The sequence below is a fragment of the Pseudomonas sp. FP597 genome, assembly GCF_030687435.1.
GTDB classification, from domain to species: domain Bacteria; phylum Pseudomonadota; class Gammaproteobacteria; order Pseudomonadales; family Pseudomonadaceae; genus Aquipseudomonas; species Aquipseudomonas lactucae.
In genome coordinates this window covers 2,710,349-2,734,980 of sequence record NZ_CP117432.1, presented here as the reverse complement: position 1 = coordinate 2,734,980, position 24,632 = coordinate 2,710,349, and the positions used below count along the sequence as shown (strand labels likewise).

The following is a 24,632-nucleotide window of genomic DNA, read 5'->3' as shown; positions in this document are numbered from 1 at the left end:
GTGCAGCGCATCGGCAACGCCTCTTCCGACCTGCAAAACGCCGCCGCCGACACCAGCGAAGTGGCCCACAACATGAACCAGGCCGCCGGCCGCCAGCGTGAAGCGGTGGAACTGGTGAGCACCGCGTTCAACGAAATGGTCGCCACCGCCAACGAAGTGGCGCGTTCGTGCAGTGCCGCAGCCACCAGCGCCGACGAAGGCTACCGCGACGTGCACGACGGCCAGCAACACATCGGCGAAGCCACCGGCAGCGTGCTCAAGCTCAGCGAAGACTTGCAGAAGTCGACCCAGACCATGCAGTTGCTGGAGCAGGACAGCCAGAACATCAATACCATCCTCGACACCATCCGTTCGATTGCCGAGCAGACCAACTTGCTGGCGCTCAACGCCGCCATCGAAGCCGCGCGTGCCGGTGACCAGGGCCGAGGTTTCGCCGTGGTCGCCGATGAAGTCCGCGCCCTGGCGCGCCGCACGGCGGACTCCACCGGTGAAATCGACAGCCTGCTCGGCAACCTCGCCCGCCGTACCCAGGAAGTCACGCAGCAGATGCAAGGCAGCTTGTTGGTGTCCCACACCAGCGTCGAACGCATCCAGCAGGCCCGTGACAGCTTCGACAAGATCCGTGGCTCGGTGGACTCGATCCGCGACCAGAACACCCAGATCGCCACCGCCGCCGAAGAACAGCATCAGGTGGCCGAAGAGATCAACCGTCACATCGCGCAGATCCATGCCGATGCGCAACTGGTCGAAGGCTTTGCGCATTCGGCGCAAACCGGGTCAGGTCGCTTGACGGATATTTCCGGTCAACTCAAAGGGTTGGTGGGTCGCTTCAAGTTCTAGCCGCTGTCACACCGGGGTCGCCTGCGGGGGCGTGTATTGGCTACTATAGCCACGCGTTCCCCGCCCTTTGCCCAACCACCCCGGAGCCTCAATGCCCAACCCCAAGGACACGGCCGCCGACAGCAGCGCCCCGATGATTCCCGAGCAGCGTCGCGAGCAAATTCTGCGGCAATTGCGCAAGCATCAGGTGATGAGCGTGCATCAGCTGATGGAGATGTTCGACTGCTCGCACATGACCGTGCGCCGCGATATTGCCTTGCTGGAGCAGGAAGGCCGGGCGTACTCCGTCACCGGTGGGGTACGTATCGCCAGTCAACTGCACAGCGAGCCCAGCCATCAATCCAAGGCCGTGGTGGAATTGCCGCAAAAGCAGGCCATGGCACGGCTGGCCGCGCGGCTGTTGCACGCGGACATGACGGTGTACCTGGACGCCGGCACCAGCACGCTGGAGATCGTGCCGTATATCAAGGCGCTGTCGGGAATGACCGTAGTGACCAACGACTTTGGAATCGTGCAAGCATTAATGGACGCCACCCAGGTCACGGTGATCCACACCGGCGGCCAGCTGGACCATGACAATCATTCCTCGGTCGGCGGGCTGGCGGTGGCGACACTGCGCCAGGTGGTCACGGACATTGCCTTTGTGTCGACCAGCTCCTGGGACTTGCACCGGGGCATCACCACACCCTCGGCGTTGAAGGTCGAAGTCAAGCAGATGGCCATGCAATCGGCGGCTCAAGTGGTGCTGGTAGCGAGCAGTTCCAAGTACGGCACCTTCAGCATGTACCGCATCGCCGGGCTGGAGCCGTTCGACGTGATCATCAGCGACGACGCCCTGGCCCCGGCGGCCGCAGACGGCATCCGCAAGCGTGGCATTGAGTTGATGCTGCCGGGCGATCCGCCGTCAGCCTGAGCCTTAAGGCGAAGGCGAAGGCAGGACCGACGGATGAATTGTTGGAAAATCGGGGCAAGCCCCTGCTACACGCCTCGAGTCGCCTTCCAATCGCGCAACCATTGCAGGCCCGCCGAGGTATCGCCCTTTGGCCGGTACTCGCAGCCGACCCAGCCGTCATAGCCCAACTGGTCGATCAACTCGAACAGGTACGGGTAGTTCAGCTCCCCCAGGTCAGGCTCGTGACGGTCCGGCACGCCGGCAATCTGGATGTGGCCGATGCCGGCGAAATCGCGGCGCAACTTGGTGGCCAAGTCGCCTTCGACGATCTGGCAGTGGTAGCAGTCGAACTGCACCTTGAGGTTGCCCGCCCCCACTTCCCGGCAAATGGCGTGGGCCTGGTCCTGGCGGTTGAGGAAGAACCCCGGCATGTCGCGGGTGTTGATCGGCTCCAGCAATACCGTGACGCCGACCTCGGCCGCCGCCGCGCCGGCGTAGGCAAGGTTTTCCAGGTACACGGCGTGATGGCGCTGGCGCAGGTCTTCCGAGGGCAGCAAGCCGGCCATGACATGCACACGGCTGTTGCCCAGCACCGCGGCGTACTCCAGGGCCTGGTCAAAACCGCCGCGAAACTCGGCCTCGCGCCCCGGCAGGCTGGCGATGCCGCGCTCTCCCGCCGCCCAGTCACCGGGCGGCGCGTTGAACAGGGCCTGCACCAGGCCGTTGTCACTCAGGCGCTGCTGGAGCACCTCGGCGCTGTATTCATAGGGAAACAGGTACTCCACCGCGTCAAAACCGTCGGCCTTGGCGGCGGCGAAGCGCTCGATAAACTCATGTTGCGGGTAAAGCATGCTCAGGTTGGCAGCGAAACGAGGCATAAAAACTCCCAGGCGTCAGACAAAAGGCCAGATCAGCAAGGTCATTACGAAACCCAAGCTACCGAGCAACGTAGTGATCACCGTCCAGGTGCGCAAGCCGTCAGCGACATTGAGCCCGGCGAGCTTGGTGAAGATCCAGTAGCCGGCGTCGTTGATGTGCGACATGGCCAGCCCGCCACCGCCCATGGCCAGACACAGCAGCGCCAGGTGGTTGGGCGTCAGGTTGAGGGTGGCGATCAGCGGGCTGATGATACCGGCAGTGGTCACCAGGGCGACGGTGGTGGAACCCTGCACGGCGCGCAACAGCATGGTCAGCAAGAACCCCAGGGCCAGCACCGGCAGGCCGGTGGTGCGCAGCAGGTCGGAGACCACCGCGCCGATTCCGGTGTCCACCAACACCTTGCCGAACACCCCGCCGGCACCGGCGATCAGGATCACCATGGCCACGCCCGGCAAGGCCGAGCCGATCACATCCGACACCTGGCTGCGACTCCAGCCCCGGCGCGAGCCCAGCAGCCAGGCGCACAGCAAGGTGTCGATCAGCAGCGCCACCAGCGGCGCGCCGAGCACCGTCATCACCCCACGCACCACCGATTCAACCGGCAGTAACGAGGTGGCCAGGGTGCCCAGCAGGATCAGTACGATAGGCAGCAGAATCAGACTGACTATCAGGCCAAAGCCCGGCGCCGGGGCCGGCGGCAGCTTGGCGACGATGGCGCTGGTGGACTCTTCCAGGCCCATATGGGACTCGGCAACGCCCGCCTGCCGCACCGCCTGGTCATGGCCGTTGCTCCAGGCGCGCAAGTCTTCGTTGGTGACGTGGGGGCCATAGACTTCGGCGCGAATATCGTCGGTCATGGGATAGAAGCGCCGCGTCATGCGCCCCGCCACGCGGTAACCGACATAACACAGCAACGCGGTGATCGGCAGGCCGAACATCAGCACCCGGCCCAGATCGGCGCCCAACTGGCTGGCGGCCGCCACGGCACCCGGATGCGGTGGCAGAAACGCATGCACCGTCAGCAGCGCCGCGCACATCGGCAACGCAAACACCAGCAACGGCTTGCGCGCCCGACGCGCCACGCCGTAGGCCAGCGGCATCAGGATAATCACCCCGACTTCAAAGAACACCGGCACACCGATGATGAACCCGGCGATAGTCAACGCCAGTGGCGTGCGGCGGTTGCCGAACCGCTCGATCAGCGACTTGGCCAAGGCCTCGGCGCCACCGGACAACTCGATGATGCGCCCGATCATCGCGCCCAGGGCGATGATGATCGCGATATGGCCGAGGGTCTTGCCCATGCCGCCTTCGATCGTCGCCACCAGATCGGCCGGTTTCACCCCGGCAACCAGCGCCACCACGATACTCACCAGCATCAACGCGACAAATGGCTGGAATTTGTACTTGAGGACCAGGAACAGCAGCAGCGCGATACCGGCGCCGGCGGTCAACATCAAAATCAATGGGCTCATTCGGGAATGTCCTGTTGTTATTGTTTTTGGGCGCAAGCCGGCCCCGTCAAGAACCGTGGGCGGGTCTCGAGTGGTGCTTGCGGTATTGGTCTACGGGTTACCAGTGCGCGCCGAACGTCTCGCGCAGTTCATCCAATGCATCCGTGCTCAACGGTTCGGGCCGGGGGGTGCTCATCAACCACAGCCGTGCGGTCTCTTCCAGCTCCTCCAGGGCATAGCTGGCCTTGGCCACCGAGCTTTCCCAGACCACCGGCCCCAGGCGTTCGAGCATCACGCCACGCACGCTGTTGGCCAGTTGCGCCACCTGCTCGGCCACCTTGGGCGAGCCGGGACGCTGGTAAGCAATCAGCGGAATGTGCCCGACCTTCATCACCTGATACGGCGTGAGCGGCGGCAGGATATCGTCCGTGCGCCATACCCCGGCCAGGGTCAGCGCCACCAAATGCGTGGAATGGGTATGCACCACGCCGCCCACCGAGGGGTTGCGGTCGTACACCTGGCGGTGCAGGGCCAGGGTCTTCGACGGTTTCTCGCCGGACACCCACTCGCCTTGCAGGTTGACCTTGGCAATGGACGCCGGCACCAGGCGCCCCAGACAGACGTCGGTCGGGGTGATCAGCCAACCGTCGTCCAGGCGCGCACTGATATTGCCGGCGCTGCCGACTGTGTATCCACGCTGGTAAAGACTGCGTCCCACGTCGCAGATTTCTTCGCGCAGGGCCTGCTCATCGATGCCACTCATTGGGCGCCTCCCGCCAGTTGCGCCAAGGCTTTGGCAAAGAAGTCGCGGCCACCGAAATTGCCCGACTTGAGCGCCAGCGCCAGCGGTTCGGCGGAACTGCTGAGCGTGGCCGGCACGCCCGGATCAATCTGTGCGCCAATCTGCAGCAGCGTGACGCCAAGGGCCTTGACCACCGCGCCGGAGGTCTCCCCGCCCGCCACCACAAAGCGTCGAACACCTTGCTCACGCAAGCCGGCGGCGATCTCGCCCAATGCAGTTTCCACCAGGGCACCGGCACGCTCGACACCCAACTGTTGCTGCACGGCCTTGACCTCGTCCGGGCTGCTGGTGGCGTAGATCAATACGGTGTCCGCATGGTCGCGGGCAAACGCCAGTGCTTGCGCCACCACCGGTTCACCGGCGGCCAGGGCGATGGGGTCAAGGCGCAACGCCGGGCGGCCGGCTTCGCACCAGGCCGCGACCTGGCCCAGAGTCGCCACCGAGGCACTGCCCGCCAGCACCACTTCGCCACCGCCGACCGTTGGCAACGCCGCGACATCGAAGTCGCGCAGTTTGCCGGCGCGGCGGAAATTACCCGGCAGGCCCAACGCCAGCCCCGAGCCGCCAGTAAGCAACGGCAAGTCGGCGCAGGCGCTGCCCAGGGTGTAGAGGTCCTGGTCCGACAGCGCGTCGGCGATGGCGATACCCACCCCTTGCGCGCGCAGTTCGGCGATCTTTGCATGGGTTGCGTCAACACCGGCGGCAACCGTGTCGTAGCGCAATAACCCGACCGGCAATGGTGTCTGCTGTTGCAGCACGCGCACCAGATTCGCGTCGCCCATGGGCGTCAGCGGGTGATGCTGCATGCCTGATTCGCTGAGCAACTGGTCCTGTACGAACAGGTGTCCGCGGAAAATCGTCCGGCCGTTTTCCGGAAACGCCGGGCACGCCAGGGTGAAGTCGCCGCCCAACGCCTTGAGCAACGCCTCGCTGACCTGGCCGATATTGCCGGCGGCAGTGGAATCGAAGGTGGAACAGTACTTGAAGAAAATCTGCTCGCAGCCCTGCCCGCGCAGCCACTGCAACGCGGCCAGCGATTCCTCGACGGCCTCGGCGGCGGGCGTGGTGCGCGACTTGAGCGCGATGACGATAGCGTCGGCGTCCAGCCCCTGGGCGACTTCGCGGCTGGGGATACCAATACTCTGCACCGTGCGCATACCGCCGCGCACCAGCATGTTGGCAAGGTCGGTGGCGCCGGTGAAATCGTCGGCGATGCAGCCCAGCAAGGGGCGTGCGTTGGGGTTAGTCATGCGGCGTTCCTCACACTGGCTCGGGCTTGGCGGTCGGCAAGTCGATACCCGGGAAAATCTTGATCACCGCCGAGTCGTCCTCGCGGCCAAAACCGGCGCTGGAGGCCTGCATGAACATCTGATGTGCGGTGGCCGACAGCGGCAATGGAAACTTGCTCGCGCGGGCGGTATCCAGCACCAGGCCGAGGTCCTTGACGAAAATATCCACCGCCGACAGTGGCGTGTAGTCGGCCTTGAGAATGTGCGGCACGCGGTTCTCGAACATCCAGGAGTTACCGGCACTGTGAGTGATGACCTCGTACAAGGCATCGGCATCGACCCCTTCGCGCAGGCCCAGGGCCATGGCCTCGGCGGATGCGGCAATGTGCACGCCGGCGAGCAACTGGTTGATGATCTTGACCTTCGAGCCCAGGCCATGCACGTCGCCCAGGCGATAGACCTTGCCGGCCATGCCCGCCAGCACCGCGTCGGCCTTGGCGTAGGCGGCCTGCGGGCCGGACGTCATCATGGTCATTTCACCGGCGGCGGCCTTGGCCGCGCCGCCGGAAATCGGCGCATCCAGATACAGCAGGCCGTGTTCGCCCAAGCGCTGCCCCAATTCCACGGCGTAGGTCGGCGCCACGGTGGCGCAGCCGATCACCAGGCTGGCGGGACGCAGCGACGCCACCGCACCGCCTTCACCGAACAGAACGGTCTCGGTCTGCTCGGCGTTGACCACCACCGTGATGATCACATCACAGGCATCCGCCATCTGTGCGGGTGACACGCATGCCACGCCGCCTTCGCCGGCGAATTGCTGGGTGACCGCGTCACGCACATCACAGGCATGCACATTGAACCCTGCGCGCAACAGCGAGCGGGCAATGCCCAGCCCCATCGCGCCCAGACCGATCACACCTACATTTTTATTATTCATGGGTACTCCAGGGGAAAGCGGCGGCTGACACCACACCGGCGAGCCGCGTTGGAATTGCTATCGATCATCCACCAATGAACAGATTATGTGAAGTATTTTTTCTATCTAACATTTTTTAACATCGGTAGCCCTTTTCCCTTTGTCGCTTCACACCACGCAAACTCGTTTTGCGCGCTTGTGCTTTGCGTATTATGGTATACCATCATACGCAAGCCTCTCCCCATACCCGATGGAGCCATCTCATGAGTTTCGAAATCCGCAAGATCGTCAGCTACGTAGAAGAAACCTTTATCGAAGGCGGCAAAGCCTCGGACACCCCGGTGACCATGGTCGGCCTCGCCGTGGTGTTGAAGAACCCCTGGCTGGGTCGTGGTTTCGTCGAGGATCTGAAGCCTGAGATCCGCGCCAATTGTTCCGACCTTGGCGCGCTGATGGTCGAACGCCTGGTGGGCATCATTGGCGGCGCCGAAAAAATCGAAGCCTATGGCAAGGCCGCTGTGGTCGGCGCCGATGGCGAGATCGAACACGCCAGCGCGATCATCCATACCCTGCGCTTCGGCAACCACTACCGCGAAGCGGTCAAGGCCAAGAGCTACCTGAGCTTCACCAACAAGCGCGGCGGCCCGGGCACCTCGATCCAGGTCCCGATGATGCACAAGGACGACGAAGGCCTGCGTTCGCACTACATCACCCTGGAAATGCACATCGAAGACGCGCCGCGCGCCGATGAAATCGTCGTGGTGCTGGGTTGCGCCGACGGCGGCCGCCTGCACCCGCGCATCGGTAATCGCTATATCGACCTGGAAGAGCTGGCGGCGGAAAAAGCCCAGTAAGCAACACCGGCCACCACAACAAAAAGCATGCAGGAGCGCTCCATGATTCGGCTCACCGCTGAACACACACCGGCTGGCACCAGTTACCTGGCGACCGGCCAAGGTCAGCCTGTGGTTTTGATCCACGGCGTGGGCCTGAATAAAGAAATGTGGGGCGGCCAGGTGGTCGGCCTGGCCTCCCATTACCGCGTGATCAGCTACGACATGCTCGGTCACGGCGCCAGCCCGCGCCCGGCCACCGGCACGCCGCTGCTCGGGTATGCCGACCAGTTGCTGGAGGTGCTCGACCACCTGCAACTGGCCAAGGCCACGGTGATCGGTTTTTCCATGGGTGGCCTGGTGGCTCGCGCGTTTGCGCTGCATTACCCGGAACGCCTGCACAGCCTGGTGGTGCTCAACAGTGTGTTCAACCGCAGCCCGGAACAACGTGAAGGCGTGATCGCGCGTACCGCCCAGGCCGCTGAACACGGCCCGGATGCGAATGCCGAAGCCGCGCTGTCACGCTGGTTCAGCCGTGAATACCAGGCGGCCAACCCAGCGCAGATCGCCGCGCTGCGCGAGACTCTGGCGGGCAACGATCCCCAGGGTTACCTCACCACTTACGAACTGTTTGCCACCCAGGACATGTACCGCGCCGATGACCTGGGCAGTATCCAGGCACCGACCCTGGTTGCCACCGGGGAACTGGACCCAGGCTCCACGCCGCAAATGGCTCGGCAACTGGCCGACCGCATTCCCGGCGCGACCGTGGCCGTGCTGCCCGAGCAACGGCATATGATGCCGGTAGAATCGCCGCGCCTGGTCAACCAGCTGCTGCTGGGTTTTCTTGAAACGGCACACTCCCAACAACACCCGATAAAGGGGATCGTGGCATGACGCTTGAACGCTTCCAGATGTGCATCGGCGGTGAATGGGTCGATGCCCTGTCCGGCAAGACCTTTGACAGCCTCAATCCGGCGCTGGCCCAGCCGTGGGCGCAACTGCCCGATGCCGACGAGGCAGATGTGGAGCGCGCCGTACAGGCCGCGCAAAACGCTTTCGAAAGCCCGGCCTGGCGTGGCCTTACCGCCACCGCACGGGGCAAATTGTTGCGTCGCCTCGGCGACCTGATCGCCGAGAACAAAGAGCATCTGGCCCAGCTGGAAAGCCGCGACAACGGCAAACTGATCCGCGAAACCCGCGGCCAGGTCAGTTACCTGCCGGAGTTTTTCCATTACACCGCAGGCCTGGCCGACAAGCTCGAAGGCGGCACCCTGCCGCTGGACAAGCCCGATCTGTTCGCCTACACCGTGCACGAAGCCATGGGCGTGGTCGCCGCGATCATTCCGTGGAACAGCCCGCTATACCTCACCGCAATCAAACTCGCCCCGGCCCTGGCGGCGGGCAATACCATCGTGATCAAACCGTCGGAACACGCTTCGGCGACCATCCTCGAGCTGGCCCGCCTGGCCCTTGAAGCCGGGATTCCACCGGGCGTGGTCAACGTGGTCACAGGCTTTGGCCCCAGTACCGGCGCAGCCCTCACCCGCCATCCGCTGGTGCGCAAGATCGCCTTTACCGGCGGCGCGGCCACGGCCCGACATGTGGTGCGCAGCAGCGCGGAGAACTTCGCCAAGCTGTCCCTGGAACTGGGCGGCAAGTCGCCGAATATCATCTTTGCCGACGCCGACCTCGACAGCGCCATCAACGGCGCGATTGCCGGGATTTATGCCGCGTCCGGGCAAAGCTGCGTGTCCGGCTCGCGCCTGTTGGTACAGGACGAAATCTACGACGAGTTCGTCGAGCGCCTGGTCGAGCGCGCCCAACGTATCCGCATCGGCAACCCTCAGGACGACGCCAGCGAAATGGGCCCCATGGCCACCGCCCAGCAACTGGCCGTGGTCGAAGGCCTGGTCGCGGATGCCATCGCCGAAGGCGCGCGCCTGCGCACCGGTGGCAAGCGAGCGCAGAACCTCGGCGAAGGCTGGTTCTATGAGCCGACGCTGTTCGAGTGCGACCGCAACTCGATGAAGATCATGCAGGAAGAAGTGTTCGGCCCGGTGGCCTCGGTGATCCGCTTCAAGGACGAAGCCGAAGCGCTGGCCATCGCCAACGACTCGCAGTTCGGCCTTGCCGCCGGCATCTGGACCCGCGACCTCGGCCGCGCCCACCGCCTGGCGCGCGACGTGCGTTCGGGGATCATTTGGGTCAACACCTACCGTGCCGTATCGGCCATGGCGCCCATCGGCGGCTTCAAGAACAGCGGCTACGGACGCGAAAGCGGCATCGATTCGGTGCTGGCCTATACCGAGCTGAAGACGGTGTGGATCAACCTCTCCCAGGCGCCCATGCCTGATCCCTTTGTGATGCGTTAAGAGTTTACGACCATGATCGAACCCGGCATTTATAAAGACGTTATGAGTTCCTTCCCATCCGGTGTCACGGTGGTCACCACCCTCGACCCGCAGGGTGGCATCGTCGGCATTACCGCCAGTGCGTTCAGCGCGCTGTCAATCGACCCGGCGCTGGTGCTGTTCTGCCCCAACTACGCCTCGGACACCTACCCGGTGCTGCGCGACAGCAAGCGCTTTGCGATACACCTGCTGTCCGCCGACCAGACCGCCGAAGCCTATGCCTTTGCCAGCAAGGGCAAGGAAAAAGCCAAGGGCATCGAGTGGCATTTGAGCGAACTGGGCAACCCGCTGCTGGCCAAGGCCACAGCGATCATCGAATGCGAGCTGTGGCGCGAATACGATGGCGGCGACCACGCGATCATCGTCGGCGCGGTGAAGAACCTGATCCTGCCCGAGCAACCGGTCACGCCGATGATCTATCACAAGGGCAAGCTCGGCCCGCTGCCCACCCTGGCTTGAGGCGGGCCGGGGTCGAGAGGGTTTGTCGCTTAAAGAACCCGGCGTGATAAACTTGCGCATGATTTCGGCCTTCCATCGGCCCAGCCTCCAGTTAACCGCTAAATTCAGAGCAGCCCCCATGAAACGCGCGCCTCTCGACGACAGCTTCAAGGTCAATCACAACCCGGTCACCCTGCGCGAAATCGTGTTGGAAAAACTGCGCAGCGCCATCATGAACTTTCAACTCCTGCCCGGTGATCGCCTGGTGGAACGCGACCTGTGCGACCGCCTGGGCGTCAGCCGTACCTCGGTGCGCGAAGCGCTGCGTCACCTGGAATCCGAAGGCCTGGTTGAATTCGCCGATGCCAAGGGCCCGCAGGTGGCAATCATCACCCTGGCCGATGCCGTCGACATTTATGAACTGCGCTGCGTGCTAGAAGGCTTGATCGTGCAGCTGTTCACCCTGCGCGCCAAGGCCAAGGACATCAAGGCCCTGGAAAAAGCCCTGGAAGAAAACCGCAAGGCCCTCAAGGACGGTGAACTGCAACAGGTCATCGACTCGGTCCAGGGTTTCTACGACGTATTGCTCGAAGGTTCAGGCAACCATGTCGCGGCCACTCAGTTGCGCCAGTTGCAGGCTCGTATCAGCTACCTGCGCGCTACCTCGGTGTCCCAGGAAAACCGTCGCGGCACCAGCAACCAGGAAATGGAACGCATGGTCCAGGCGATCAAGAGCGGCGATCCGCTGGCGGCACACCAGGCCTGCGTCGACCACGTACGCGCCGCCGCCGCCGTGGCCCTGGATTACCTCAAGCGCAAACAGGAAGAAACCGGGAAAGTCCCGGAAATCACCCTGCCCATCGCACTCAAAGAACCGCGCATAGGCCACTGACCATGCCCAGCCCGCGCTTTTGCCCGACCTGCGGCGGCAGTGACCTCGGTCACCAGCTGCCACCGGGCGATACCCATGAGCGCCTGATGTGCCGGGGCTGCGGCTATATTCACTACATCAACCCCAAGATCATCGCCGGCTGCATCATCGAGCAGGACGGCAAATACCTGCTGTGCCAGCGCGCAATCCCGCCGCGCCCCGGCACCTGGACGCTCCCCGCCGGTTTCATGGAAGGTGGCGAAACCACCGAACAGGCGGCGCTGCGCGAAGTCTGGGAAGAAAGCGGCGTACGCGCCGAGATCGTGTCGCCCTACTCCATCTTCAGCGTGCCCAGGATCAGCGAGGTGTACATCATCTTCCGCGCCATCGCGCTGGAGATCACCGGCGAGTTCGGGCCGGAGACGTTGGACTATAAATTCTTCGCACCCGAGGACATTCCCTGGGACAGCATCTACTACCCGGCGATCCGGCAGATCCTCGAACGGTATATCGAAGAGCGCCAGGCTGGGGTGTATGGCATCTATATCGGCAATGACGACAGCGGCAAGATCCATTTCATCCGCTGATCTTCAGGTAAACCGGGTCCACATGTGGGAGGGGGCTTGCTCCCGATAGCAGTCAGTCAATACATGAAGTGACTAAACCACCGCCATCGGGAGCAAGCCCCCTCCCACATTTGAATCGGTTTATACCTGAAAAAATCAGCGCGCCAGCCCTTCCACGATGATGATCTGCGCCACCCCCGCTCCCTCCCGGTGCCCCTTCGCCTCCTGATATTCGGCGGACTCGTAGCACGCCACCGCCTGCTCATAACTCTCAAACTCAATCACCACATTACGCTGCCGTGCCGGCCCACCTTCCATCGCCTCACTGCGCCCGCCCCTGGCCAGAAACCGTCCGCCGAACTTCGCAAATGCCGCCGGCGCGCGCTGGGTGTACTGCGTGTACTGCTCTGCATCGGACACATCCACATGGGCAATCCAATAGGCCTTCATCGGTACATCCTCTTGTTTAGAATTTGTGGTATACCATAATACATACAACCAATAAATCGAGCACTCTTCATGTCCTTCAACAGCATCGCAGACATCATCGAAGACTACCGCCAAGGCAAGATGGTGCTCCTGGTGGACGACGAAGACCGGGAAAACGAAGGCGATCTGTTATTGCCCGCCGCCTGCTGCACCGCCGAGACTATCAGCTTCATGGCCCGTGAAGCCCGTGGTCTGATCTGTCTGACACTCACCGACGAGCACTGCCGGCGCCTCGGCCTGGAACAGATGGTGCCCAGCAACGGCAGCGTGTTCAGTACCGCGTTTACTGTGTCCATCGAAGCCGCCACCGGGGTGACCACGGGTATCTCCGCCGCCGACCGCGCGCGCACTGTGGCCGCAGCTGTCGCCAGCAACGCAGGGCCGGCCGATATTGTGCAACCGGGGCATATCTTCCCGTTGCGCGCCAAGGACGGCGGCGTGCTCACCCGCGCCGGCCACACCGAAGCCGGTTGCGACCTGGCGCGCCTGGCCGGGCACACACCGGCGTCGGTGATCGTCGAAGTGATGAACGATGACGGCACCATGGCGCGCCGCCCGGACCTGGAAGTGTTCGCGCGCAGGCATGGCATCAAGATCGGCACCATCGCCGACCTTATCCACTATCGCCTCAGCACCGAACGCACCGTGCAGCGCATCGGCGAGCGCGACCTGCCGACGGTGCATGGCACGTTCCGCCTGATCACCTTCGAAGATCGCATCGACGGCGGCGTGCACATGGCGATGGTCATGGGCCAGCCGCGCCGCGACGAACCGACCCTGGTGCGCGTGCATGTGATCGACCCGCTGCGCGACCTGGTGGGCGCCGAGTACAGCGGCCCGTCGAACTGGACACTGTGGGCCGCCTTGCAACGCGTGGCGGCCGAAGGCAGTGGCGTGGTGGTGGTGCTGGCCAATCATGAATCATCCCAGGCCCTGCTGGAGCGCGTGCCGCAACTGACCCAGGCGCCGCGCCAGTTCAACCGCTCGCAATCGCGGATTTATTCCGAAGTAGGCACCGGGGCGCAAATATTGCAGGACCTTGGTGTCGGCAAACTGCGTCACCTCGGCCCGCCCCTCAAATACGCCGGGCTTACCGGCTACGATCTAGAGGTGGTGGAGAGCATCCCTTTACCGAATGACGGATAACCGGTAAGGCAAAATGCTTGCACAAAGTTTGGAATACCATAATATGATATTCCATAGACCGAACGCTTTCGCCAAGTGCACCCGCCAGGGAAAGCACCCACAACAGCCCTTGGCACGGTCGCCTTTTGGGGTATCGATTAGACGCCCCGACAGACCTACTGCTCCCGATAGGCGGGCATTACCAGCCCGCTCAATAACAAAACAAATGAGGGCGTGAAAATGGTGTTGAACAAACGTGTTACCGCAGTGTTGTTCGCGGGCTTGTTGGCCACGGCCACTCACGCGGCCATGGCGGCCGAAAGCGTCAATTTCGTGAGCTGGGGCGGTAGCACCCAGGATGCGCAGAAGCAGGCGTGGGCTGACCCGTTCAGCAAGGCCAGCGGTATCACCGTGGTGCAGGATGGCCCAACCGACTACGGCAAGCTCAAGGCCATGGTCGAAAGCGGCAACGTGCAGTGGGACGTGGTGGATGTGGAGGCCGACTTCGCCTTGCGCGCCGCCGCCGAAGGCCTGCTCGAACCCCTCGACTTCTCGGTGATCCAGCGCGACAAGATCGATCCGCGTTTCGTCTCCGACCATGGCGTGGGTTCATTCTTCTTCTCCTTCGTGCTCGGCTACAACGAAGGCAAGCTCGGCGCCGGCAAACCGCAGGACTGGACCGCGCTGTTCGACACCAAAACCTACCCCGGCAAACGCGCCCTTTACAAATGGCCCAGCCCTGGCGTGCTCGAATTGGCACTGCTGGCCGATGGCGTCCCCGCCGACAAGCTCTACCCGCTGGACCTGGACCGCGCCTTCAAAAAACTCGACACGATCAAGAAAGACATCGTCTGGTGGGGCGGCGGCGCGCAGTCGCAGCAGCTGTTGGCCTCGGGTGAAGTCAGCATGGGCCAGTTCTGGAACGGCCGCATTCACGCGCTCCAGGAAGACGGCGCGCCGGTCGGCGTAAGCTGGAAGCAGAACCTGGTCATGGCTGACATCCTTGTTGTGCCAAAAGGCAGCAAGAACAAAGCCGCCGCCATGAAGTTCCTGGCCAACGCCAGCAGCGCCAAGGGCCAGGCCGACTTCTCCAACCTGACCGCCTATGCACCGGTCAACATCGACAGCGTGCAACGCCTGGACTCGGTCCTCGCGCCCAACCTGCCGACGGCGTACGTCAAAGACCAGATCACCCTCGATTTCGCCTACTGGGCCAAGAACGGTCCGGCCATTGCAACACGGTGGAATGAATGGCTAGTCAAATGAAAATGACGGCAACCACACCGACCGGGAGCGCCCTCGGCGCTGCCGGCGCGGTACCGGGTAACGCCAACTCGCCGTCCCTGGCACTACGCTGGCGGGGGTCGAGCAACCTGATCCCGGCCCTGCTGTTCCTGGGCTTGTTCTTTCTCGCACCGCTGATCGGCCTGTTGCTGCGCGGCGTGCTGGAACCTACACCGGGCCTGGGCAACTATGAACAGCTGTTCGCCAACTCGGCCTATGCACGGGTGCTGCTCAACACCTTTTCGGTGGCGGGCCTGGTGACCTTGTTCAGCCTGTTGCTGGGCTTTCCGCTGGCTTGGGCGATTACCCTGGTGCCACGCGGTTGGGGCCGCTGGATGCTGAGCATCGTGCTGTTGTCGATGTGGACCAGCTTGCTGGCCCGCACCTATTCCTGGCTGGTGTTGCTGCAAGCATCCGGGGTGATCAACAAGGCGCTGATGGCCATGGGCATCATCGATCAGCCGCTGGAGATGGTGCATAACCTCACCGGCGTGGTGATCGGCATGAGCTACATCATGATTCCGTTCATTGTGCTGCCGTTGCAGGCGACCATGCAGGCCATCGACCCGATGATCCTGCAGGCCGGCTCGATCTGTGGCGCCAGCCCCTGGACCAACTTCTTCCGCGTTTTCCTGCCGCTGTGTCGGCCGGGGCTGTTTTCCGGCGGCTTGATGGTGTTTGTGATGTCCCTCGGTTACTACGTCACCCCGGCACTGCTCGGCGGTGCGCAGAACATGATGCTGCCCGAGTTCATCATCCAGCAGGTGCAGTCGTTCCTCAATTGGGGCCTGGCCAGCGCCGGCGCCGCGTTGCTGATCGTCATCACGCTGGTGCTGTTCTACTTCTACCTGAAGCTTCAGCCGGAATCCCCGGTTGGCGCCAGCAACGCGAGGTAAGCCATCATGCTCCTGACCCCCAACGCCATGAGCCGCAGGATGCGCCTGGGCCTCTATACCACCACCGGCGTGATCGGTCTGTTCCTGCTGTTGCCGATCGTATTTATCGTGCTGCTGTCCTTCGGCTCGTCGCAATGGCTGGTGTTCCCGCCGCCCGGCTGGACGCTCAAATGGTACGGTCAGTTCTTTTCCAATCCCGATTGGATGAACGCCGCCATGGCCAGCCTCAAGGTCGCGGTACTGACCACGGTGTTTGCCGTCGCCCTCGGCCTACCCACTGCGTTTGCCCTGGTGCGCGGGCGCTTTCCTGGCCGCGAGCTGCTCTACGGCCTGTTCACCCTGCCGATGATCGTACCGCTGGTGATCATCGCGGTGGCGGTGTATGCGCTATTCCTCAAGCTCGGCTACACCGGCACGATGTTCGCCTTTGTGGTCAGCCATGTGATCGTCGCGCTGCCGTTTACCATTATCTCGATCATCAACTCGCTGAAGCTGTTCGACCAGTCGATTGAAGACGCGGCGGTGATCTGCGGCGCCTCGCGCTTGCAGGCGGTGTTCAAGGTGACCTTCCCGGCCATTCGCCCCGGCATGGTAGCCGGTGCGCTGTTTGCCTTTCTTGTCTCGTGGGACGAGGTCGTGCTCAGCGTGATGATGGCCAGCCCGACCCTGCAAACCCTTCCCGTGAAAATGTGGACCACCCTGCGCCAGGACCTGACGCCTGTGATCGCCGTCGCCTCGACGCTGCTGATCGGCCTGTCGGTACTGGTCATGGTGATTGCCGCCGCCGTTCGCCGGCGCACCGAAACCCGCGCTTGAGCGCCGAGGATTAAGACATGAGTGCAGTGATCAAAGACCCCGCGCAAACCCCTGGCCAAAGCCTGGTGAGCCTGCGCAACCTGAACAAGTTCTATGGCGAATTTGCTGCCGTGGACAACATCTCGCTGGACATCAAGGACGGCGAATTCCTGACCTTTCTCGGTTCCAGCGGCTCGGGCAAAAGCACCACCTTGTCGATGCTCGCCGGCTTTGAAACGCCGAGCAGCGGCGAGATCCTCGTGGGCGGCCAATCCCTGGTCAACGTACCGCCGCACAAACGCGACATCGGCATGGTGTTCCAGCGTTACTCGCTGTTCCCGCATTTGTCGGTGCGCGACAACATCGCCTTCCCCCTGGCGATCCGCAAACTGGCCAGCGCCGAACGCGAAAAACGCGTCGATGCCATGCTCAAGCTGGTGCAGCTGGAACCCTTCGCCCACCGCCGCCCTTCGCAATTGTCTGGCGGCCAGCAGCAACGGGTCGCCATCGCCCGCGCGCTGGTGTACGAGCCACGCATCCTGCTGATGGACGAACCCCTCGGAGCCCTCGACAAAAAGCTGCGTGAAGACCTGCAGGACGAACTGCGCCAGTTGCACCGGCGCCTGGGCATCACCATCGTTTACGTCACCCACGACCAGGAAGAGGCCATGCGCCTGTCCCAGCGCATCGCGATTTTCAGCCACGGCAAGATCGTCGGCCTGGGCAGCGGCTTCGACTTGTACCAGAACCCGCCGAACGCGTTCGTGGCGTCGTTCCTCGGCAACTCCAACTTCCTCAAGCTCAAGGCCCAGGGCAATGCGGTGGCGTCGTTCGAAGGCCAGTCGCTGTCAATCCGCCTGACCAGCGGGCTGCACACCGAGCAAGACGTACTGCTGATGGTACGCCCGGAAAAAGCCCTGGCGCTGAGCGTCGAACAGGCCGCCGAGCAACCGTTGGTGGCGGGCTGGAATGAAGTGTCGGCGATTGTGGGTGAAGTGCTGTTTCTTGGTGAAAGCCAGACCTGCACGGTGAGAACCCTCGGCGGCACCTCGATGACGGTCAAGGCGCTGTCCGCTGCAGGCATGCCGCTCAAGGCCGGCGACCCGGTGCGCGTGCGCTGGGCGACGGCGGATGCGTGTGTGTATACCGAGTGGGCGGAGAGTGATTTGAACAAGGCGGCTGGGGCGCATTGAGCTTCCCCATGTCGAGATCAATGTGGAAGGGGCTTGTCCCCTCCCCCATTTTGAGCTGCATTCATCCAGTCGAACGATCAGTGGTTGTAGGCCCGCTCGTTATGCTCGGCCAGGTCCAGCCCCATTTCTTCCACCGATTCATGCGCACGCAGGCCGACCAGGGCGTTGACCACCTTGAGGATGATCCAGCTGATCACGAAGCAGTACACCGTGGTCAGCAACACGCCTTTGATCTGGGCCACCACTTGGGCGCCCATGGTCACGCCTTCCACCAGGCCGCCCATGGACGGTATGCAGAACACACCGGTCAACACTGCACCGATCATGCCGCCGATGCCGTGCAGACCGAACACGTCGAGGCTGTCGTCGTAGCCGAAGCGGCGCTTGAGCACCGTCACGCTCAAGTAGCAGAACACCCCGCACAGCAAGCCGATAGCCAACGCACCGCCGACGCCGACATACGCGCACGCCGGGGTGATGCCCACCAGACCGGCCAACGCACCGCTGGCCAGGCCCAGGGCGCTCGGTTTGCCGACCTTGAACCACTCGGTGAACATCCAGCCCAGAATCCCGGCGCACGCACCCAGCTGGGTATTGAGCATGACAATTCCCGAGGTACCGTTGAGGCCGCCACCGGAGCCGATATTGAAGCCGAACCAGCCCACCCACAGCATGGCCGCGCCGGCCATGGTCAGGCTGAGGTTATGCGCCGGCATCGGCGTGTTCTGGTAGCCCTTGCGCTTGCCGAGGATCAGGCACGCGGCGAGCGCAGCCACACCGGCATTGATGTGCACGGCGGTGCCGCCGGCAAAATCGAGCACACCCCAGTTATGCATCAAGGCCCCTGAACCGCCCCACACCATGTGCGCCACCGGGGCATACACCAGGGTGAACCAGAGGGCCATGAACCACAGCGCCGCCGAAAACTTCATGCGCTCGGCAAACGCCCCGGCGATCAGCGCCGGCGTGATGATCGCGAAGGTCATCTGGAAGGTCACGAACACCCCTTCCGGAATATCCCCCACCAGGCTCTCGGGGGTCATCCCGGCCAGGAAGGCGCGACTCAGCCCGCCGACAAAACTGTTGAAGGTCACCTGCCCCTCGACCATGCCGGTGGTATCGACCACCATGCTGTAGCCGTAGATCACCCACAGCACGCCCACCAACCCGGCGATACCGAAGCACTGGGTGAACAGCGAGAGCATGTTTTTCGCGCGGACCAGTCCGCCATAGAACAACGCAAGCCCCGGCAAGCACATGAACAGTACGAGCACGGCGGCGGTGACCATCCAGGCGGTGCTGCCGGTGTTCAAGGTGGGTGCATCGGCGGCGTACGCCAAAGGTGCAAAGGCACCGGCCGCCAATAAGCCGAAAAGGGATGTGCCGAGAAGACGATTGACCATGTTCAAAGCTCCTGCAAAAGAAAGGGGAAGTGCCTGGTTGTAGTGAGCGGGCTTGCCCCGCGCCGGGGTGCGAAGCGCCCCTGAAAAGCCGTCTCCAGCTGCGCTGTCGAGCGCGGGGCAAGCCCGCTCACCACAGAAGCCCGCTAGTAACCGGAACCGGGGATCCAGCTGGTCCCCGCCAACGGCACCCGGGCCATGGCGGCCGATTCCACGGTCAGCGCCACCAGGTCCTCGGGGTCGAGGTTGTGCAGGTGCGACTTGCCGCACGCACGGGCCATGGTCTGCGCCTCCAGTACCATCACCCGCAGGTAATTGGCCAGGCGTCGCCCGCCTTCCACCGGGTCCAGGCGCTTGGACAGCTCCGGGTCCTGGGTAGTGATCCCGGCCGGGTCGCGGCCGTTCTGCCAGTCGTCGTAGAAGCCGGCGGCCGAGCCGATTTTTTTCAACTCCGCATCCAGCCGAGGGTGGTTGTCACCCAAGGCAATCAGCGCCGCCGTGCCGATGGCCACCGCATCCGCGCCCATCGCCATGGCCTTGGCCACGTCGGCACCATTGCGAATCCCGCCCGACACGATCAACTGGACCTTGCGGTGCATGCCCATCTCCTGCAAAGCCTGTACCGCTTGGGGAATGGCCGACAAAATCGGGATGCCCACATGCTCGATAAACACTTCCTGGGTCGCGGCGGTGCCGCCTTGCATGCCGTCGAGCACGATCACATCGGCCCCCGCCTTGACCGCCAGCTTCACGTCGTAATACGGCCGGCTGGCGCCGATCTTCACGTAGATCGGTTTTTCCCAATCGGTGATTTCGCGCAGCTCGGCAATCTTGATTGCCAGATCGTCAGGGCCGGTCCAGTCCGGGTGGCGGCAGGCGCTGCGCTGGTCCACACCGATAGGCAAGGTGCGCATGCCGGCCACGCGCTCGGTGACCTTCATGCCCAGCAACATGCCGCCGCCACCGGGCTTGGCGCCCTGGCCGAGAACGATCTCGATGGCATCGGCCTTGCGCAAATCATCCGGGTTCATGCCGTAGCGCGACGGCAGGTACTGATACACAAGGTGCTGGGATTGGCCGCGCTCTTCCGGGGTCATGCCGCCGTCACCGGTGGTGGTACTGGTGCCGGCGATGGTCGCGCCGCGGCCCAGGGCTTCCTTGGCATTGGCCGACAACGCGCCGAAACTCATGCCGGCGATGGTCACCGGAATCTTCAAATGGATCGGTTTCTTGGCGAAGCGGTTGCCGAGGATCACGTCGGTGCCGCACTTCTCGCGATAGCCTTCCAGCGGGTAACGCGACACGCTGGCGCCGAGCAGCAGCAAGTCATCGAAGTGCGGCAGCTTGCGCTTGGTGCCGCCACCGCGAATGTCGTAGATGCCGGTTTCGGCGGCGCGCTGGATTTCCTGGATGGTCAGGCGGTCGAAGGTCGCCGACTCGCGCAGGACCGGAGGAGTTTGTTCAGTCATGGTGGAGCTCCTGATCAGTACGCGGAGGCGTTGTCGACTTTGAAGTTGTAGAGTTGGCGGGCCGAACCGTAGCGCTTGAAGTCCGCCGCCTGATGGGCAAAACCGGCGCGATCCAGCAGTTCCTGCAGCTCTTGCAGGTGCTCATTGCGCATCTCTTTTTCGACACAGTCCGAGCCCAGGGACTCCACCGTGCCTTTGACATAGATATGGGTTTCATACAGCGAATCGCCCAACGCATCGCCGGCGTCGCCGCACACCACCAGACGCCCGGCCTGGCCCATGAAGCAGCTCATATGGCCGATGCTGCCGCCGACGACGATGTCGATGCCCTTCATGGAGATCCCGCAACGGGCGCCCGCGTCGCCCTCGATCACCAGCAAACCACCATGGGCCGTCGCCCCGGCGGCCTGGGACGCGCTGCCTTTGACGCGCACCGAGCCGGACATCATGTTCTCGGCGCAGCCCACGCCGACATTGCCGTGCACAGTGATCGACGCCTGCTGGTTCATGCCCGCGCAGTAGTAACCGGCGTGGCCCTCGATATCGATGGACACCGGCTGGTTCACCCCGACGGCGAGGTTGTGCTTGCCGTTGGAATGGGTGACGCGCCATTCGTTGTCGAGCACCGGCGCATGCAGCGCCTGGTTGAGGTCACGCACGGTGGCGGTGGAAAGATCGATGGTTTTCATGTGTGCGCTCCTTAAGCTGCTGTCTCGCGTTCCCAGATGTACAACGTGGCCGGGGCGGGCTCCCAGATCCGCGCGTTCTCGATGCCCGGCAGACTCGACAGCGCCTGGTACTCCGAGGCCATGGCCACGTAGTCGTCGGTCTCGGCGAGGATCGCCGGCTTGCAGGCAATCGGGTCGCGGATCACCGCAAAACCGTTGCGCGTGCCGATGGCAAAGGTGAAGAAGCCGTCGAGGTCTTCCAGGGAGTGGTCCAGCGCCTCTTTGAGCGAGTCGCCCTGTTGCAAACGCCAGGTCAGGTATCCGGCGGCGACTTCGGTGTCGTTGTCGGTTTCGAACTGAATGCCTTCGCGCTTGAGCTCCTGGCGCAGGCGGAAGTGGTTGGACAGCGAGCCGTTGTGCACCAGGCACAGGTCGGCGCCGGTGGAAAACGGGTGGCTGCCTTCCATGGTCACCGCGCTTTCGGTGGCCATGCGGGTGTGGCCGATGATGTGGCTGCCCTGCATGCTGGCCAGGCCGAAGCGCTGGGAAATTTCCTCAGGCAGGCCCATGCCCTTGAGGATTTCGATGCTCCGTCCGACACTCATGATGCGCACGCTCGGCGCCAGTTCGGCCAGGGCCAGGCGCACCGGGGCTTCGTCGGCGTGGATCTTCAGCACAGCGGCACTGGCGTTCTGGAACCAGTCCAGCGAACAACCCAGACGCCCTTCCAGCGCGCCCATCAAAGCGTTCCAATCGAAGGCGTCGGTGGTGGCTTGCAGGGTCAGCTTGACCCAACCATCGGCGACTTCATCGCCGTAGATGGCAAACCCCGCACTGTCCGGGCCACGGTCAGTCATGACGTGCAGCATGGGTTCAAACAACTTGCCGAGCTGGGGTTCCAGCCGCGGATTTTTCAGGTACAGGCCTACGATTCCACACATAACAAGTCTCCGTCACACGGTGTCAGAAAAATTCGGTGTAGCGCTGGATTTCCCAGTCGCTCACATGGCGGCTGTATTCCACCCACTCCATGCGCTTGAGCTTGATGAACTCGCCCACGATCTGCGGCCCCAGCACCTCGGCGAACAACGCGTCGGCTTCCAGCGCGTCGCAGGCCTCCTTGAGCGATTGCGGCAGGGTCTTGATGCCGCGCTCGGCGATCTGCTCCAGGCTCAGGCTGTAGAGGTTTTCGTTGCAGACATGGTCGATTTCCAATTGCCGATCGATGCCGTCCAGGCCCGCCGCGATGATCGCGGCGCTGACCAGATACGGGTTGCAACCGGCGTCCGGCAGGCGGAACTCCAGACGGCCGTAAGGCACGCGCACCATGGCCGAACGGTTGTTGGCGCCAAACGCAATGAAGGCAGGGGCCCACGTCGCGCCGGACAACGAATTGCCCACCACCAGGCGCTTATAGGAGTTGACTGTGGGCGCGGCGAACGCACACAGCGCCGGGCCATGGGCGAGCAGGCCGGCGGCGAAGTGATAGGCCAGTTTCGACAGGCCCATGCCGCTCGGGTCGCTGGCGTCATGGAACAGGTTTTTGTTATCAAAGCTGCTGATCGACAGGTGAAAGTGCATGCCGTTGCCGGCGCGTTTGGGGTCGGGCTTGGGCATGAAGGAACAGATCATTCCCAGTTCATTGGCGATCTCGCCGGCGGCCATGCGAAAGAAGGTGAAACGGTCGGCCGAGGTCAAGGCATCGCTGTAGGTGTAGTTGATCTCGAACTGGCCGTTGGCGTCTTCGTGGTCGATTTGATAGACCTCGAAATCCACTGCCTGCAAGGCTTCGGTCAGGCGCTCGAGGAACACCCGCGAACGCGACAGGCCCTTGTAGTCGTAGCAGGGCTTGTCGAGGTTGTCGCTGGGGTCGACCAGTTGCAACGTGCCTTGCTCGTCGCGGCGCATCAGGTTGAACTCGGGCTCCAGACCGGTGTTCAGCGTCCAGCCCTTGTCCTGCAGGCGCTGCACCTGCTGTTGCAACACGTAGCGGCTGTCGTAGGGATGAGGCTTGCCATCGACATGGCCGACGCACACCACCCGGCCGTACCCCGGCTGCCACGGCACCGGGGTCAATGTCGACAGATCGCCACGCGCCATGAAGTCCGGACCATGGGGCTCCATGCCCATGCCGCTGATGGCGAACCCGGCAAACCCCGCGCCCTCTTCGGCCACCGTCTTGAGCCCGCAGATGGGCACCGACTTGGTCTTGGCCGCACCGTGTATATCCACAAACTGCGCAAGCACGTACTTGATCCCGTGCTTGTCGATGATGCGCTGGGTTTCTGCTGGCAACATTGCGTGACACTCCTCGCGAAAGGCAAAACAGTGTGGAGGGGCTTGACTGTCTTTTTATTCCTAAAAAGAAAGTTAGTTTCTCTACAGGAATGCAATAGCCTTGCCAGCTTCGCGAATGGCACATCGACGTGCCGGAGAAAGCGCTTTTGTGCTGTATATATGGGAAAATTCTTTTCCCTGTGGGAATACGCAGCCAGGAACGGCCATCAAGAGCCAGCGCTTGCACTTTCCCAGTGAGAAATTAATATTACTGAACGGAAACCGTGCAGGATCTGATGACTATGTCCACCGAAACCGCCCCCCGCCTCAAGCTCGAGCAATACCTGGGTCTGCAGATCAAGCGCCAGCGCCAGGCCCAGGATCTCAAGCTGTCCGACGTTGCCAAGATTGCCGACATCAGCCAAGGCATGTTGAGCAAGATTGAAAACGCCCAGGTCTCTACCAGTCTGGATACCCTGAGCCGCTTATGTGATGTGCTTGGGCTGCCTCTGTCCAAGTTGTTCAGTGAATATGACCAGCAGGACGGCAGCGCCCTGCTGGTCAAGGGTGATCAGGGCATGGAAGTGGTGCGCCGGGGAACCGAGAAGGGCCATACCTACCACCTGCTCAACCATACGCGCGGGCCGAAGAAGAGTTTCGAGGCGTACATGGTGAGCATGGATGATGCGAGCGAGGAGTTTCCGACGTTCTCCCACCCCGGCACCGAGTTTCTGCATTTGCTGGAGGGTGAGTTGATTTACCGGCATGGCAATCAGCTGTATCGCATGGAAGCTGGCGACAGCCTGACCTTTGAAGGCGAGATTCCCCATGGGCCTGAGCAGTTGGTGCAGGTGCCGATTCGGTTGTTGTCGATCATGAATTACGGCAACGACAAGGAATAA

Annotated in this window: 24 protein-coding genes and 1 pseudogene; 14 read left to right on the top strand and 11 right to left on the bottom strand. The window is 62.9% G+C overall.

What is annotated here, in order from left to right; genetic code table 11:
* Positions 1-303: 303 nt before the first annotated feature.
* Positions 304-840: pseudogene (locus PSH66_RS30145) on the top strand (methyl-accepting chemotaxis protein); the annotation flags it as partial.
* 91 nt (positions 841-931) lie between these two features.
* Positions 932-1,753 carry a DeoR/GlpR family DNA-binding transcription regulator gene (locus PSH66_RS12775; RefSeq protein WP_003173337.1) on the top strand — a complete coding sequence of 274 codons (822 nt, stop codon included), beginning with the start codon at positions 932-934 and terminating at the stop codon, positions 1,751-1,753.
* 65 nt (positions 1,754-1,818) lie between these two features.
* On the opposite strand, the gene otnI is transcribed toward PSH66_RS12775, so the two are convergent.
* The 5 genes from otnI to ltnD all read right to left on the bottom strand — a co-directional run bounded on the left by otnI (position 1,819) and on the right by ltnD (position 7,033).
* On the bottom strand, positions 1,819-2,610 hold the full coding sequence (otnI, locus tag PSH66_RS12770) for a 2-oxo-tetronate isomerase (RefSeq protein ID WP_305429258.1): 792 nt from the start codon (positions 2,608-2,610) through the stop codon (positions 1,819-1,821).
* Between the two features lie 15 nt (positions 2,611-2,625).
* The gene (locus tag PSH66_RS12765; protein ID WP_305429256.1) at positions 2,626-4,086 is read right to left on the bottom strand and encodes an SLC13 family permease; all 1,461 of its coding nucleotides are present in this window, start codon (positions 4,084-4,086) and stop codon (positions 2,626-2,628) included.
* 97 nt (positions 4,087-4,183) lie between these two features.
* Positions 4,184-4,828: an aldolase gene (locus PSH66_RS12760; protein ID WP_003173334.1), complete on the bottom strand. Its 645-nt coding sequence runs from the start codon at positions 4,826-4,828 to the stop codon at positions 4,184-4,186.
* On the bottom strand, positions 4,825-6,117 hold the full coding sequence (gene otnK / locus PSH66_RS12755; protein ID WP_305429255.1) for a 3-oxo-tetronate kinase: 1,293 nt from the start codon (positions 6,115-6,117) through the stop codon (positions 4,825-4,827). The genes PSH66_RS12760 and otnK overlap by 4 nt, the downstream gene beginning before the upstream one ends.
* A gap of 10 nt (positions 6,118-6,127) precedes the next feature.
* On the bottom strand, positions 6,128-7,033 hold the full coding sequence (ltnD, locus tag PSH66_RS12750; protein ID WP_305429253.1) for an L-threonate dehydrogenase: 906 nt from the start codon (positions 7,031-7,033) through the stop codon (positions 6,128-6,130).
* Positions 7,034-7,275: 242 nt separating this feature from the next.
* Here ltnD and PSH66_RS12745 point away from each other — a divergent pair, with 242 nt between their 5' ends.
* The 6 genes from PSH66_RS12745 (at position 7,276) to PSH66_RS12720 (ending at position 12,155) form a co-directional block, all read left to right on the top strand.
* Entirely contained in the window at positions 7,276-7,866 is a 591-nt protein-coding gene (locus PSH66_RS12745) for an amino acid synthesis family protein (RefSeq protein ID WP_003173330.1), read from the top strand.
* Between the two features lie 42 nt (positions 7,867-7,908).
* Positions 7,909-8,742: an alpha/beta fold hydrolase gene (locus tag PSH66_RS12740; protein ID WP_003173329.1), complete on the top strand. Its 834-nt coding sequence runs from the start codon at positions 7,909-7,911 to the stop codon at positions 8,740-8,742.
* Complete coding sequence (locus tag PSH66_RS12735; protein ID WP_003173328.1) at positions 8,739-10,220, top strand: aldehyde dehydrogenase; 1,482 nt, start codon at positions 8,739-8,741, stop codon at positions 10,218-10,220. Before PSH66_RS12740 ends, PSH66_RS12735 begins: the two co-directional genes overlap by 4 nt.
* 12 nt (positions 10,221-10,232) lie before the next feature.
* Positions 10,233-10,718 carry a flavin reductase family protein gene (locus PSH66_RS12730; RefSeq protein ID WP_003173327.1) on the top strand — a complete coding sequence of 162 codons (486 nt, stop codon included), beginning with the start codon at positions 10,233-10,235 and terminating at the stop codon, positions 10,716-10,718.
* A 118-nt stretch (positions 10,719-10,836) separates the two neighbouring features.
* Positions 10,837-11,589, top strand: coding sequence for a GntR family transcriptional regulator (locus tag PSH66_RS12725; protein WP_003173326.1), 753 nt, complete (start codon positions 10,837-10,839; stop codon positions 11,587-11,589).
* 2 nt (positions 11,590-11,591) lie between these two features.
* Complete coding sequence (locus PSH66_RS12720; RefSeq protein ID WP_003173325.1) at positions 11,592-12,155, top strand: NUDIX hydrolase; 564 nt, start codon at positions 11,592-11,594, stop codon at positions 12,153-12,155.
* Positions 12,156-12,290: 135 nt separating this feature from the next.
* Here PSH66_RS12720 and PSH66_RS12715 read toward each other — a convergent pair whose 3' ends face one another.
* Positions 12,291-12,584 (bottom strand): DUF1330 domain-containing protein, encoded by a 294-nt coding sequence (locus PSH66_RS12715; RefSeq protein WP_078824172.1) that lies wholly within the window; start codon positions 12,582-12,584, stop codon positions 12,291-12,293.
* Positions 12,585-12,653: 69 nt separating this feature from the next.
* Between PSH66_RS12715 and ribBA the strand changes: the two genes are divergently transcribed.
* The 5 genes from ribBA to PSH66_RS12690 all read left to right on the top strand — a co-directional run bounded on the left by ribBA (position 12,654) and on the right by PSH66_RS12690 (position 17,916).
* Entirely contained in the window at positions 12,654-13,769 is a 1,116-nt protein-coding gene (gene ribBA / locus PSH66_RS12710) for a bifunctional 3,4-dihydroxy-2-butanone-4-phosphate synthase/GTP cyclohydrolase II (RefSeq protein WP_305429251.1), read from the top strand.
* 219 nt (positions 13,770-13,988) lie between these two features.
* Positions 13,989-15,014 carry an ABC transporter substrate-binding protein gene (locus PSH66_RS12705; RefSeq protein ID WP_003173322.1) on the top strand — a complete coding sequence of 342 codons (1,026 nt, stop codon included), beginning with the start codon at positions 13,989-13,991 and terminating at the stop codon, positions 15,012-15,014.
* Positions 15,011-15,928 carry an ABC transporter permease gene (locus tag PSH66_RS12700; RefSeq protein ID WP_042944515.1) on the top strand — a complete coding sequence of 306 codons (918 nt, stop codon included), beginning with the start codon at positions 15,011-15,013 and terminating at the stop codon, positions 15,926-15,928. Before PSH66_RS12705 ends, PSH66_RS12700 begins: the two co-directional genes overlap by 4 nt.
* A 6-nt stretch (positions 15,929-15,934) precedes the next feature.
* A complete protein-coding gene (locus PSH66_RS12695; RefSeq protein WP_003173320.1) occupies positions 15,935-16,744 on the top strand; it encodes an ABC transporter permease in 810 nt (269 codons plus the stop codon).
* 17 nt (positions 16,745-16,761) lie between these two features.
* Complete coding sequence (locus PSH66_RS12690; protein WP_141064205.1) at positions 16,762-17,916, top strand: ABC transporter ATP-binding protein; 1,155 nt, start codon at positions 16,762-16,764, stop codon at positions 17,914-17,916.
* A gap of 77 nt (positions 17,917-17,993) precedes the next feature.
* On the opposite strand, the gene PSH66_RS12685 is transcribed toward PSH66_RS12690, so the two are convergent.
* The 5 genes from PSH66_RS12685 to glnT form a co-directional block, all read right to left on the bottom strand.
* Positions 17,994-19,319, bottom strand: a complete 1,326-nt coding sequence (locus PSH66_RS12685) for an ammonium transporter (protein WP_305429249.1) — start codon at positions 19,317-19,319, stop codon at positions 17,994-17,996.
* 143 nt (positions 19,320-19,462) lie between these two features.
* Positions 19,463-20,785, bottom strand: a complete 1,323-nt coding sequence (locus tag PSH66_RS12680) for an FMN-binding glutamate synthase family protein (protein WP_003173317.1) — start codon at positions 20,783-20,785, stop codon at positions 19,463-19,465.
* 14 nt (positions 20,786-20,799) lie between these two features.
* Complete coding sequence (locus PSH66_RS12675) at positions 20,800-21,474, bottom strand: protein glxC (protein WP_003173316.1); 675 nt, start codon at positions 21,472-21,474, stop codon at positions 20,800-20,802.
* An 11-nt stretch (positions 21,475-21,485) separates the two neighbouring features.
* Complete coding sequence (locus PSH66_RS12670) at positions 21,486-22,394, bottom strand: glutamine amidotransferase family protein (RefSeq protein WP_305429247.1); 909 nt, start codon at positions 22,392-22,394, stop codon at positions 21,486-21,488.
* A gap of 22 nt (positions 22,395-22,416) precedes the next feature.
* On the bottom strand, positions 22,417-23,751 hold the full coding sequence (glnT, locus tag PSH66_RS12665) for a type III glutamate--ammonia ligase (RefSeq protein ID WP_003173314.1): 1,335 nt from the start codon (positions 23,749-23,751) through the stop codon (positions 22,417-22,419).
* 281 nt (positions 23,752-24,032) lie between these two features.
* Between glnT and PSH66_RS12660 the strand changes: the two genes are divergently transcribed.
* Positions 24,033-24,632 carry a helix-turn-helix domain-containing protein gene (locus PSH66_RS12660; RefSeq protein WP_078824164.1) on the top strand — a complete coding sequence of 200 codons (600 nt, stop codon included), beginning with the start codon at positions 24,033-24,035 and terminating at the stop codon, positions 24,630-24,632.

Coding starts and splice junctions, on each gene's coding strand:
- PSH66_RS12775 (WP_003173337.1), top strand. CDS start 932: ATGCCCAACCCCAAGGACACGGCCGCCGACAGCAGCGCCCCGATGATT.
- otnI (WP_305429258.1), bottom strand. CDS start 2,610: ATGCCTCGTTTCGCTGCCAACCTGAGCATGCTTTACCCGCAACATGAG.
- PSH66_RS12765 (WP_305429256.1), bottom strand. CDS start 4,086: ATGAGCCCATTGATTTTGATGTTGACCGCCGGCGCCGGTATCGCGCTG.
- PSH66_RS12760 (WP_003173334.1), bottom strand. CDS start 4,828: ATGAGTGGCATCGATGAGCAGGCCCTGCGCGAAGAAATCTGCGACGTG.
- otnK (WP_305429255.1), bottom strand. CDS start 6,117: ATGACTAACCCCAACGCACGCCCCTTGCTGGGCTGCATCGCCGACGAT.
- ltnD (WP_305429253.1), bottom strand. CDS start 7,033: ATGAATAATAAAAATGTAGGTGTGATCGGTCTGGGCGCGATGGGGCTG.
- PSH66_RS12745 (WP_003173330.1), top strand. CDS start 7,276: ATGAGTTTCGAAATCCGCAAGATCGTCAGCTACGTAGAAGAAACCTTT.
- PSH66_RS12740 (WP_003173329.1), top strand. CDS start 7,909: ATGATTCGGCTCACCGCTGAACACACACCGGCTGGCACCAGTTACCTG.
- PSH66_RS12735 (WP_003173328.1), top strand. CDS start 8,739: ATGACGCTTGAACGCTTCCAGATGTGCATCGGCGGTGAATGGGTCGAT.
- PSH66_RS12730 (WP_003173327.1), top strand. CDS start 10,233: ATGATCGAACCCGGCATTTATAAAGACGTTATGAGTTCCTTCCCATCC.
- PSH66_RS12725 (WP_003173326.1), top strand. CDS start 10,837: ATGAAACGCGCGCCTCTCGACGACAGCTTCAAGGTCAATCACAACCCG.
- PSH66_RS12720 (WP_003173325.1), top strand. CDS start 11,592: ATGCCCAGCCCGCGCTTTTGCCCGACCTGCGGCGGCAGTGACCTCGGT.
- PSH66_RS12715 (WP_078824172.1), bottom strand. CDS start 12,584: ATGAAGGCCTATTGGATTGCCCATGTGGATGTGTCCGATGCAGAGCAG.
- ribBA (WP_305429251.1), top strand. CDS start 12,654: ATGTCCTTCAACAGCATCGCAGACATCATCGAAGACTACCGCCAAGGC.
- PSH66_RS12705 (WP_003173322.1), top strand. CDS start 13,989: ATGGTGTTGAACAAACGTGTTACCGCAGTGTTGTTCGCGGGCTTGTTG.
- PSH66_RS12700 (WP_042944515.1), top strand. CDS start 15,011: ATGAAAATGACGGCAACCACACCGACCGGGAGCGCCCTCGGCGCTGCC.
- PSH66_RS12695 (WP_003173320.1), top strand. CDS start 15,935: ATGCTCCTGACCCCCAACGCCATGAGCCGCAGGATGCGCCTGGGCCTC.
- PSH66_RS12690 (WP_141064205.1), top strand. CDS start 16,762: ATGAGTGCAGTGATCAAAGACCCCGCGCAAACCCCTGGCCAAAGCCTG.
- PSH66_RS12685 (WP_305429249.1), bottom strand. CDS start 19,319: ATGGTCAATCGTCTTCTCGGCACATCCCTTTTCGGCTTATTGGCGGCC.
- PSH66_RS12680 (WP_003173317.1), bottom strand. CDS start 20,785: ATGACTGAACAAACTCCTCCGGTCCTGCGCGAGTCGGCGACCTTCGAC.
- PSH66_RS12675 (WP_003173316.1), bottom strand. CDS start 21,474: ATGAAAACCATCGATCTTTCCACCGCCACCGTGCGTGACCTCAACCAG.
- PSH66_RS12670 (WP_305429247.1), bottom strand. CDS start 22,394: ATGTGTGGAATCGTAGGCCTGTACCTGAAAAATCCGCGGCTGGAACCC.
- glnT (WP_003173314.1), bottom strand. CDS start 23,751: ATGTTGCCAGCAGAAACCCAGCGCATCATCGACAAGCACGGGATCAAG.
- PSH66_RS12660 (WP_078824164.1), top strand. CDS start 24,033: ATGTCCACCGAAACCGCCCCCCGCCTCAAGCTCGAGCAATACCTGGGT.